11 protein-coding genes are annotated in these 10,620 nt (G+C 71.0%); 2 read left to right on the top strand and 9 right to left on the bottom strand.

Annotated elements, in window-relative coordinates; genetic code table 11:
- The 7 genes from ABYE80_RS10900 to ABYE80_RS10870 form a co-directional block, all read right to left on the bottom strand.
- Nucleotides 1-124 (bottom strand): dihydropteroate synthase (locus tag ABYE80_RS10900; protein ID WP_372790302.1); only part of this gene is annotated, 124 nt, incomplete at its 3' end.
- A 48-nt stretch (nt 125-172) separates the two neighbouring features.
- Complete coding sequence (ftsH, locus tag ABYE80_RS10895; protein WP_372790301.1) at nt 173-2,179, bottom strand: ATP-dependent zinc metalloprotease FtsH; 2,007 nt, start codon at nt 2,177-2,179, stop codon at nt 173-175.
- Between the two features lie 168 nt (nt 2,180-2,347).
- Nucleotides 2,348-2,884, bottom strand: coding sequence for a hypoxanthine phosphoribosyltransferase (gene hpt, locus ABYE80_RS10890; RefSeq protein WP_372790300.1), 537 nt, complete (start codon nt 2,882-2,884; stop codon nt 2,348-2,350).
- Nucleotides 2,885-2,925: 41 nt separating this feature from the next.
- Nucleotides 2,926-3,864, bottom strand: a complete 939-nt coding sequence (gene tilS / locus ABYE80_RS10885; RefSeq protein WP_372790299.1) for a tRNA lysidine(34) synthetase TilS — start codon at nt 3,862-3,864, stop codon at nt 2,926-2,928.
- 55 nt (nt 3,865-3,919) lie between these two features.
- The gene (locus ABYE80_RS10880; RefSeq protein WP_372790298.1) at nt 3,920-5,113 is read right to left on the bottom strand and encodes an adenylate/guanylate cyclase domain-containing protein; all 1,194 of its coding nucleotides are present in this window, start codon (nt 5,111-5,113) and stop codon (nt 3,920-3,922) included.
- A complete protein-coding gene (locus ABYE80_RS10875) occupies nt 5,110-5,535 on the bottom strand; it encodes a hypothetical protein (protein ID WP_372790297.1) in 426 nt (141 codons plus the stop codon). The genes ABYE80_RS10880 and ABYE80_RS10875 overlap by 4 nt, the downstream gene beginning before the upstream one ends.
- Nucleotides 5,536-5,583: 48 nt before the next feature.
- Nucleotides 5,584-6,099 carry a hypothetical protein gene (locus ABYE80_RS10870; protein ID WP_372790296.1) on the bottom strand — a complete coding sequence of 172 codons (516 nt, stop codon included), beginning with the start codon at nt 6,097-6,099 and terminating at the stop codon, nt 5,584-5,586.
- A 75-nt stretch (nt 6,100-6,174) separates the two neighbouring features.
- Between ABYE80_RS10870 and ABYE80_RS10865 the strand changes: the two genes are divergently transcribed.
- Both ABYE80_RS10865 and ABYE80_RS10860 read left to right on the top strand, forming a co-directional pair.
- Nucleotides 6,175-6,927 carry a purine-nucleoside phosphorylase gene (locus tag ABYE80_RS10865; RefSeq protein WP_372790295.1) on the top strand — a complete coding sequence of 251 codons (753 nt, stop codon included), beginning with the start codon at nt 6,175-6,177 and terminating at the stop codon, nt 6,925-6,927.
- Nucleotides 6,924-7,811: a hypothetical protein gene (locus ABYE80_RS10860; protein ID WP_372790294.1), complete on the top strand. Its 888-nt coding sequence runs from the start codon at nt 6,924-6,926 to the stop codon at nt 7,809-7,811. Before ABYE80_RS10865 ends, ABYE80_RS10860 begins: the two co-directional genes overlap by 4 nt.
- 33 nt (nt 7,812-7,844) lie before the next feature.
- Here ABYE80_RS10860 and ABYE80_RS10855 read toward each other — a convergent pair whose 3' ends face one another.
- Both ABYE80_RS10855 and ABYE80_RS10850 read right to left on the bottom strand, forming a co-directional pair.
- Complete coding sequence (locus tag ABYE80_RS10855; protein ID WP_372790293.1) at nt 7,845-8,723, bottom strand: hypothetical protein; 879 nt, start codon at nt 8,721-8,723, stop codon at nt 7,845-7,847.
- A 13-nt stretch (nt 8,724-8,736) separates the two neighbouring features.
- On the bottom strand, nt 8,737-10,620 hold a 1,884-nt coding region (locus tag ABYE80_RS10850; protein WP_372790292.1), incomplete at its 5' end, for a lytic murein transglycosylase.

Here is a 10,620-nt window from a genome sequence, read left to right as displayed (position 1 = left end):
GACGACCGTGGGCGATCGCCTCGCGCTCGTCGAGGAAGGCGCCGCCGTCGCTGAACGAGTCCGGCGTCACGTTGACCACGCCCATGACGGTGAACGCCCGCACTCCGGGGATCCTACGCAGCATCGGCGGTGCTCCCTGCGGGGTGGGACGTCGCCCGATGGCCCCGCGTGCTCAGAGGAAGGGCTTCTCCGGGGCGTCGAGCCCGCGCGCCTCGACGCCGCCACCGGCCAGACCCGGACGCGGGAGCGAGCGCGGGGCGTCCCGCCCGCTGCGCTCCGAGGACGGGCTCGGCTCCGGCGTCTCGTCGGCCGGGGGCTCGACGTCGTCGGGCCCGAAGACCTCGAGCTCGGTCTTGCCCTCGATCAGCGCCTCGAACTCGGCCTTCTCGATCGTCTCCCGCTTGAGCAGGATCTCCGAGATGGTCTGCAGCGCGTCGCGGTGCTCGCTCAGCAGGTCCTTGGCGCGCTGGTGGGCCGACTCGACGATCCGGCGGATCTCGGCGTCGATCTCGCGGGCGATGTCGTCGCTGTAGTCCGGCTCGGAGGAGAACTCCCGGCCCAGGAACGGCTGACCGTGATCGTGACCGAACACGCGCGGCCCGAGCTTCTCGCTCATGCCGAAGCGCATCACCATCTGCTTGGCGGTCGCGGTGACCTTCTGCAGGTCGTTCGAGGCGCCGGTCGTGATCTCGCTGAAGATGATCTCCTCGGCAGCACGGCCTCCGAGCGTCATCGCCATCTGGTCCAGCAGCTCGGCGCGCGTGGTGAGGAACTTGTCCTCGCCCGGCATCGAGATGGTGTAGCCCAGCGCCTGGCCGCGGCTCACGACGGAGATCTTGTGCACCGGATCGGCGTGCTCGAGGAAATGCCCGACGAGCGCGTGCCCCATCTCGTGGTAGGCGGTCACCAGGCGTTCCTTCTCGCCCATCACGCGTGTCTTCTTCTCGGGGCCCGCGATCACGCGCATGATCCCCTCTTCCAGCTCGGCCTGCGTGATCTCGCGCTTGCCCGTGCGGGCGGCCAGCAGGGCCGCCTCGTTGACGAGGTTCGCCAGGTCGGCGCCCGTGAAGCCCGGCGTCTGCCCCGCCAGGGTGTCGGTGTCGATCTCCTTGGCCAGCGGCTTGCCGCGGGTGTGGACGTCGAGGATCTTCGCGCGGCCCTTGCGGTCCGGGCGGTCGACCATGATCTGGCGGTCGAAGCGCCCCGGTCGCAGGAGCGCCGGATCGAGGATGTCCGGGCGGTTGGTGGCCGCGATGAGGATGATGTTGTCCGTCATCGTGAAGCCGTCCATCTCGACGAGGAGCTGGTTGAGCGTCTGCTCGCGCTCGTCGTGCCCGCCGCCCATGCCGGCGCCACGGTGCCGGCCGACGGCGTCGATCTCGTCCATGAAGATGATGCAGGGCGAGTTCTGCTTGGCCTGCTCGAAGAGGTCGCGGACGCGGCTGGCGCCGACGCCGACGAACATCTCGACGAAGTCCGATCCGGAGATGGAGAAGAACGGGACGCCCGCCTCGCCGGCGACCGCCCTGGCGAGCAGCGTCTTGCCCGTACCGGGAGGGCCGAAGAGCAGCACGCCCTTGGGGATGCGGGCTCCGAGCGCCTGGAACTTCTTGGGGTTCTCGAGGAACTCCTTGATCTCGTGGAGCTCCTCGACGGCCTCGTCCGCTCCCGCGACGTCGCGGAACGTGATCTTCGGCGAGTCGACGCTCATGCGCTTCGCACGGGACTTGCCGAACGACATGACCTTGGAGCCGCCGCCCTGCATCTGGTTCATCAGGAAGATCCAGAACCCGATGAAGATCAGGAACGGCAGGACGTAGGTGAGCATCGAGAGCCAGCCGTTGCTCTTGCTGCCCTCGATGTCGAAGCTCTGGAGCTTGCCCTCGCGCACCGCGGCGGCCAGCTTGGACTCGAGGATGTCCGCGTTGCCGTTGGTGAACCCGCTCTCGCCCTTCGTGCTGGTCGAGCTGCTGGTGGGCTCCCGCAGCTCGTACACGAGCACGTTGTCGCGCGTGCGGAGATCGACGGTCTTGACCTGGCCGGCGTCGATCTTCTGGATCAGCTCGGAGTACTGGAGCTTGGGCGGCTTCTCCCCCGGGCTGATGAGCTTCTGGGCGAAGAACGCCAGAACCACCACGATCAGGATCGGGAACGCTGCGCTCTTGAAGAACCGGCTCATACGGCGGAAACCTCTGCCGCGACGGCGGCGTGTGGACGTCGTGCGTGGGTACGCAAGGAGGCCGACTCTACCACGGTGCCTCGTGGATCCCGCCCGTTGCGGGGCGGCACCGTGCCTGCGAGAAGGTGCGACATCACCGGCACCTACGGCCGCGAGCGGCGGTGCGGATCAGCCGTCGCCGGGGACCAGCGCGGCGACGTACGGCAGGTTCCGGTAGCGCTCGGCGTGGTCCAGGCCGTAGCCGATGACGAACCGATCCGGGATCTCGAACCCCACGTACCGGGCATGCAGCTCGACCTTGCGGCGCTCCGGCTTGGTGAGCAGCGCGCACACCTCCACCGACGCCGGATCCCGTGCCCCCAGGTTGCGCAGCAGGTACTGCAGCGTGAGCCCGGAGTCGACGATGTCCTCCACGATCAGGACGTGCCGGCCCGCGATCGCCCGGTCGAGGTCCTTGAGGATCCGGACGACGCCGCTGGAGTCGGTGGCGCTCCCGTAGCTGGCGACCGCCATGAAGTCGACCTCGCACGGCGTGTCGATGTTGCGCATGAGGTCGGCGAGGAAGAACACCGCGCCCTTCAGAACGCCGACCAGCAGGAGGTCACGACCCTCGTAGTCACGGGAGATCTCGGCGCCGAGGGCGCGAACACGCTCCGCGAGCGCATCGGGCTGGACGAGGATCTCGCCGATCTGCGGGTCGCGCATGTGGCGCCAGTGTAGTGCCGGCGCCCGAGGACCGCGGACGATCAGGCCAGCGGCGGGGTTCGCTCGACGCGCAGGACCCCGCCCCGCACGACCGCCCGGGCGCCGTCACCGAGGTCCAGCGCTCCCTCCCCCAGCGCCAGGACGTCCGGGAGGCGTCCGGCCGCGCGGGCGCAGAGGGCTCCGGTGGTCTCCTCGGCCAGTCGGCGCAGCACGAGCCGTCCCAGCGCCGGGGGCAGCGCGCGGAGGTGCTCGACGGTGATGTCGCGCCGGCCGTCCAACGCGGTGTGCACGACGGTGTCGAGGACGGCGGCCTCCTCGCGCAGTTGCGCCGCGGTCCGCAGCACGTTGCGCTCGGCGGCCGGATGCAGGGAACGCAGGGCCGGGACCAGCCCGTTGCGGACGCGCCCGCGCGCGAACTCGTCGGTGTCGTTGCCCGGGTCGTCGACGAAGGGCAGCCCGCGAGCGGTGCAGTAGGCGGTCGTCTCGTCGCGGGTGGTGTCGAGCAGCGGACGCACGAGCCGACCACTGCGCGGTTCCATGCCCAGGAGCGCCCGGCGTCCGGGCGAGGACGCCAGCCGGTAGAGGATCGTCTCGACCTGGTCGCTCTGCGTGTGGGCGCTGGCCAGCACCGTGTCGGCCCCGGACGCCAGCCGGGCGCCGGCGGCGTACCGCAGGTCCCGGGCCCACGCCTGCAGGTTGCCCGCGTCCTCCGGACGCGGGGCGCGCTCCACCTCGAGCCCGACCCGCAGAGCGGCACAGAGCGACGTGCACGCGGCCTGCTCGGCGTCGGCCTCGTCCCGCAGCCCGTAGTTCACGTGCAGGGCGGTGACCGCACCGGCGCCCAGGAGCGTCGCTGCGACGTCGAGCAGGCAGACCGAGTCGCGACCGCCGCTCAGGAGCACGACGACCTGGGTCCCGGGCGGCAGGAGCCCGCCCTCGCGCACCCGCTGATGCACGCGCTCCACGACCGAGACCTCCATCGCCGCAGCGTAGCCCGACGCCCGCGTGCGGCGCGCCCGGGCCTGCCTGGACCGCTCAGTCGTCGTCGGCCAGGCGCGCCAGGAAGAGCTCCGTCGGTTCCTTGAAGCCCTTGAGCCGCACTTCGCCGATCAGATCGAACTCCAGATGCGAGCCGGACTGCTCGACGACCGGCCGCGTGACGATCACCTCGCCACCGGCCGACCGGGCGGCGACGCGTGCCGCCAGGTTCACCTCCCGGCCGTAGTAGTCGCCGTCGCGGTACAGCGTCTCGCCGTAGTGCACGCCGATCCGCGGCAGCGGTCGCTCGGTCATCAGCATCTGGAAGCCGACCGCCCAGTCCGTCAACGCCGCCGGGTCGCCGCCGACCACCATCACCTCGTCACCGATGGTCTTGATCACCCGCGCGTCCTCGGGGAGGGTGTACTCGACGTTCTCCACGAAGCGCTCGACGGCGCTCACGGCCTCCTCCTCCCCCTCCTCCTCCGTGAGGCGCGTGTACCCGGCCAGGTCGGCGAACGCGATCGCCACCCGCAGCCGCCCCAGGTCCAGCGGCTCGCCCATCGCGTCGGTCTCCAGATGACCGATGACGTCCTGCTCGACGAAGTGCTGCAGGAAGCGCCGGTGGACGTGATCCATCAGCGGTGAGGCGAGCGGCAGCAGCTCCCGCGCCAGCCCCTCCATCTCCTCCGCCATCTCGAGACCGGGGACGCCGTCCCGCATGAGGGGCTCATGGACGTAGAGATGGAACAGGCGGACCTCGGCGTCGGCGATCTGCGCGAGGGCCTGCCCGTAGACGCGGCTCATCTGGAGGAACGCCACGAGCGGGAACCCGGCGGCCAGGCCCGCCGCGCAGTAGCGCAGGAACTGCAGGTCGTCGTCGGAGATCTGCCGCAGCGCCTGCGAGTTGAACCCGATGGTGGAGTAGATCCGCTCGATGAGCGCGGGTTCGAGCCCGGTCTCCTTCGCGGCCTGCTCCAGCGTGTAGTCGCTGTGTGCGGTGGGGAGCAGATCCTCGATGTAGCCGAACGCGAGGCGGCCCTGGGCGGAGGCGTCGCGCAACTGGTCGAGCGTGTGACCGCGCTTGCGCAGCCGGGCGACGACGCGCGCGTACGAGACGGACGCCGGCGTCCACCGACCGTCCTGCGGCCGGGGCACGACACCGGAGTCGACCCAGCGGCGCAGCGTGGCCGGCTTGATGCCCGCCCGCCGTGCTGCCTCCGCGAGGCTGATCGCAGGCGGCTCGGTCACGCGAGGAGGTGCTCGTGACCGGCCTGCAGGACGCGGCGGTAGAGCGCGAACACGGGTTTCGTGATCGGGATCAGCGCGAGCGCGGCCTTCACGTCCCCGCTGGTGCTGATCCGGCGCCGCGCGATCGCCATCGCGATGTTCTCCTTGCCCTGGAAGTACCGGTTCGCGATCTCCGAGGTCATCGTCATCCAGACCCGCGGCTCCCAGTCCACGTCGTCCGTCCACTCCCAGACGAGGTTCTCGGACTCCCACTCGTACCCGGGGCGCACGTTCACGACGAGTCCCAGATCCTCGAACGCGAAGCGCTGCGGGACGTTGGCGGCACGCAGCCGCGGCCCCATGTCCGGGTCCTCGCTCATCAGCGTGAACACCTGATCCATGAGGGATCGGAACTCCGTGTCGGAGGTGAAGATGGAACCCATGCCGACGGTTGCGGACGGCGGGGACGGACGACCGGTCCGCCCCGCGGATCAGCTTCCGGTCGTGGGACGCCTGCGGGACGCCGCGGGCTTCGCCGCAGCGGACCGGGATGCGGGCTTCTTGGCGGCCGTGGACCGGGTGGACGCCGGCTTGGCAGCCGTGGACCGCGTCGCGGGCTTCCTGGCCGCGGTCGAGCGGGAGGCCGGCTTCCGTGCGGCCGAGGGCTTCGACGCCGCCGGCTTGGCGGCGGCAGGCTTCGCCGGCGCCTTGCGCGAGGAGCGCGCCGCACGCGGCGCCGCGGTCGACAGCGCGTCGACCTTCGCCTCGAGCGCGTCGATGCGCTCGTGGAGCTTGCGCACCTCGTCGCCCGTCGGCGGGCGCATCTCCTCGAGCGCCTCGCGGACCCGCGTCGCCGCGTTGGCGAGCTCGTCGGCGAGCTCCTGCGCGCGTTCGCGCGTGATCTGGGCGCTGTCGGCGGTCGCCTGCGCGGTGGCGTGGAACGCCTGATCCACCGCGGTGCGGACCTGCTCGGCGCGGCTCTTGCTCTTCTTGTTCTTCTTGGCCACGTGCGCACACTATCCTGGTGGGCCTTGCTCGCGCCAGGGATTCATCTTCACCCGACCGCGGAGCTGGCACCACGCGTGCTGCTCCCCGGCGATCCGGGGCGGGCACTCGCGCTCGCCCAGCTGCTGCTCGAAGCGCCACGGATGTTCAACCACCACCGGGGACTGTGGGGCTACACCGGGGCCGCCGCCGACGGTGAGCCGCTCACCATCCAGGCCACGGGCATGGGCGGCCCGAGCGCGGCGATCGTGCTCGAGGAGCTCTGCGACCTGGGCGTCACGAGCGCGATCCGCGTGGGGACGTGCGGCTCGTTGTCGGGCGATCACGCACTCGGGGAGCTGATCGTCGTCGGTTCCGTGCTCGCCACCGACGGGACCAGCCGCGCCCTCGGCGCCGAAGGACGGATCGAGGCCCATCCCGGGCTGACCCGGGCCCTGAGCGACCACGTCGGCCGCGACCCGGCGCTCGTGGCGAGCGGCGACGTGTTCTACGAGCGGGATCCCACCCGTGCCGCCGGCTGGGTCGCGGACGGTGCGGTGGCCGTGGAGATGGAGGCGGCCGCCCTGCTGCAGGTCGGTCGGCTGCGCGGCGTCGCCGTGGGCTGTGTCCTCGCCGTCAGCGACCTGCTCGGCCCCGGCGGCCGGACCCGGATCGACGCCGAGGCCCTCGCAACAGCTGCCGAGCATCTCGGGCAGGCGGGCGCGGCAGGGCTCGGTGTGCCCGCCCGGGAGTCCGCCCCCGCCCGCGGTCTCGTCGATCCCGAGCTCGAGGAGCAGAAGGCCCGCCGGGAGCGGGACCGCACGACGGCTGCGGCGGACGCGACCTCGTGAGCCTGTCCGTCCAGCTCGGACTGCTGCTCGCGATCGCGACGGCGTTCGTCTCGATCCTCGGGTTCCTGTTCAAGCACCGCGGAGCACGAGGCGCGCCGGAGGTCTCGTGGCGCCATCCGATCCGCTCGACCATGGCGCTCTTCTCGAACCGGTGGTGGACGATCGGGATCATCGTCGCGACCGGGTCCTGGGTCCTGCACGTCGCCGCGCTCGCACTGGCGCCGATCACCCTCGTCCAGACCGTGATCGCCGGTGGCCTCGTCCTGCTCACCGTCGTTGCCGACCGCATCTTCGGCCTGCGGGTGACGCGTCGCGAGTGGATCGGGGTCGCGCTCACGGCCACCGGGCTCGCAGTGCTCGCCGCGACGCTCGGCGGCGACGAGGCGAAGAGCGCCCACAGCGACTACGAGAGCGGCACGCTCGCCGCGTACGTGGCGCTGCTGGCCGTGGGCTCGGGCCTGGCCATGGTGCTCGGCGCCCGCGTCGCGACGCACGCGGGGGTCTTCTTCGCGGCTGCCGCCGGCCTGCAATGGGGCGCGTCGGACGTCGCGATCAAGGCCGCGACGGGGCATCTGGGCGCCGACGACCAGCTCGCCCTCATCGCGCCCCTCGCGCTCGTGATCCTGGTGCTGTCGCTGATCGGGCTGGTGGTCTCCGCCCGTTCGCTGCAGATCGGCGACCCGGTGCCCGTGATCGCGGTCACCTCCGCGGCCGCGAACCTCAGCACCATCGCCTCGGGGCTCGTCGTCTTCGGGGAGCCGCTGCCGGAGGGCACCTTCGGCGTCGTGCTGCGCCTCTGCGCCTTCGCGCTCGTCATCGGTGCCGCCTCGCTGACCCCGGCGCCCGTGCCCGTGGCGACCAAGGGGCGTGCGGCCACGACCTGACGGTCCGTCGTCGGACGCCGCCGGGTCCGGGGATCAGGAGAAGCCGGCCGCCGTGCGGGCGCGCAGAACGCTCTCCACCAGGCCGACGATGCGCGTCAGATCGGCGATCGCCTCCTCGTCGAGGCCGCCCTCCAGGGCGCGGTTGGCGGCCGCCCCGACGGCGCGGCGCTCGGCGCGGAGCCCGTCGAGCCGGTCGGCGACGGCCTGCTGACCGGCCCAGGGCGCCAGTTCGGCGATCGCAGCCTCGAGGGCGACGCGCAGCTGCAGCGCGGCCTCACGGCTACGCCCCGCGTCGAGGTCGATGCGCGCTCGCAGGATCAGCTCCTCGCACGCCAGCGCAGCGTCCCTGCCGCCCAGCAGGGCGGCGAGGCGCTCCTGCGGGCGCAGCGCCGCGTTGCGCGTGTCGCGCTTGCGGGCCACGGGCGGGAGCTGGACGGCGTCGGTCCAGCGGCCGTGTGCGACCTGTTCGCCCTCGCCGATGCCGACGCGCACGCAGATCGCCTGCTCGCGAGCGACCTCGCGGGCGTAGGGATCCGCGGTGGCCGTGCGGTAGAGGTGCAGCAGGCGGTTGAGCACCGCGACCGCTGCCGTCGTCTCGTCCTCCGTGTCGACCGACCTCAGCCACGGCGCGCCTTCGTCCCGTTCCGCGAACGGCTCCGGCGCCACGATCGTCACGCGGGAGACGGTGACCGGCGTGGGCTCGGGTTCGGGCGCCACGCCACGCGGCTTGCGGTTGCGGACGATGCCGCGACGCTCCGCTGCCCCGAGCGTCTGCGTCACCACGACCTGGTCGACCTCGCCCGCGTGCCCGCGGACGACGTAGCGCCCGTCCGGCGGCCCGAGCTCCCACGGGAACTCGAGCTGCACGAACCGGAAGAGCGGAAGGTCCGCGCCGGAGGCGGGCTGAGCCACTACCGGCGCGTCGCTACTCGCCGCGATGCGCCCGGCTGGCGCGCCCGCCGGCGATCTTGGTGTTCTTGTCGGCGTCGATCGCGTACTTCGACGGCGTGGTGGCGACCGTCGGGTTGTCGATGTCGCCGAGACGGTCGATCAGCTTGATCCACTGGGACGGCTTCAGCGCGCTGTTGAGCTGCTTGGCGAGCTTGCCGTTCTCGGTGTACAGCGGCCGGAATCCGATGTGGATGTGGTCGGCGTGATCGGGCATGGCGATCGTGTTGTCCGCCCCGTCGAAGGTCATCAGGCTGATGATCTGGTGGGGCTTCATCGTGCCCTGCAGCGTCAGGAGCCGACGGATCGTCAACTCGGTCACCGAGCCCGCGCCCTGATGGCCGAGGATCGGGATCCCGTTGATCTTCGCGATGTCGATCGCCGTGCCGGTCGAGTGCTCGGAGATGTTCCCGGACTTGGTCATCAGGCTGTGACCGCACTGCAACGAGGTCACCGTGGGCTTCAGACCCGAGGCCGACAGGAACGACAGCGTGGCCAGCACACGGCGGTCGATGATGCCCGCCTTGATGTCGCGGCGGCCGCAGCCGTAGATCTCGATCCGCGGATCCTCCAGCACGCTCTTCTGGAGCGCCTCCTTGCTCATCAGCAGGATCTGGCCGATCGTCGGGTTCTTGGAATCCGGCCCGAAGAACGGGTTCTTGCCGGCCGCCCGGTACACCGCCGTGGACTCCAGCAGCTTCCAGCCGTCCAGGATCGGCTTGGGATCGATCCGTGGCGCACCGCGCCCGGCCGGACGGATCTCGAACTTCACGTGCGAAGCCGAGCCGTCGCCGCTCTTGCCGATCCGACCCAGGATCGTGCCCGCGATGACCTTCGACCCGACCTTCAGGCGCTTGAGGACCACGTCGTCCTTCTTGAGCCCGTAGATCTCGGTGAAGTAGCTCTTGAACGTCGTGCTCTCCCCGATCGCCTCACCGGCGTTCAGGAGCTGCTCGTCGCCGCCGGCCTTGTAGGCGTGCGGCCGCGAGGGGTTGGCGAACAGCCGCTCCTTGGAGCTCGCGGCACTCGACACGCTCGAGGCGGCCTTCAGGACCTGCTTGGAGGCCTTCGCCGTCTGGCTGCCCGCACTGGCCGGCGCCGTGGGCTTGGCGTCCTTGGGCAGCGCCAGCTCCTTGGCCACCGCGTCCTTGGACACCTTCTCGACCTTCGGGACCGGGTGCGAGACCGCGACCTTCTTCAGCTGCGCGTACGTGTAGGTGTTGCCGTACACGTCACGCAACTGGATGAACTTGCCCAGCCGCTTGGTCTGGCCGATCTTCACGATCTTGCCGTCCTGCACCGCGATCACCGGCGAGCCCGGCTTCGCGAAGATGTCGATGCCCCGCCGACCGACCGCCGACTCCACGACCTTCGCCGCGTTCTGACCCTTCTTGACACGGGTCTTGGCGTCCTTCTCCGACAGGTCGTCGGCGTAGGTGGCCTTCGCGTGCACCGGGAAGTGCCCCTGGGTCAGGCCCGTCAGCGAGCCGACGAGGTCGGCGGGCAGCCCGCCGATCAGCCGGGCGCGCATCAGCACGCTGTCCACGTACCAGTCCGCGTGGTTGTAGGCGAAGATCGCCTTGCGGATGTCGTCGTCGGCACCCGCGGCCTTCAGGTACCGCGCCGCGGCGAAGATCGCATCGACCGGGTTGTACGGGTCCTTCTTGCCGTCCCGGTTGGCGTCCACCCCGTAGGCCTTCCACGACGGCGGCATGAACTGCATCCACCCCAACGCGCCCGCGCTCGAGACGTTGAGGTTGCGGCCGTAGTCGGTCTCGATCTCGTTGATCGCCGCCAGGATCTCCCAGCGAATCCCGTACTCGATCCCCGCCGCCTGATAGATCGGCAGCAAGAACGGCGG

This window comes from Paraconexibacter sp. (assembly GCF_041602235.1).
GTDB lineage: Bacteria > Actinomycetota > Thermoleophilia > Solirubrobacterales > Solirubrobacteraceae > Paraconexibacter.
The sequence above is the reverse complement of the archived record's forward strand: the minus strand, read 5'-3'. Positions and strand labels throughout refer to the sequence as shown.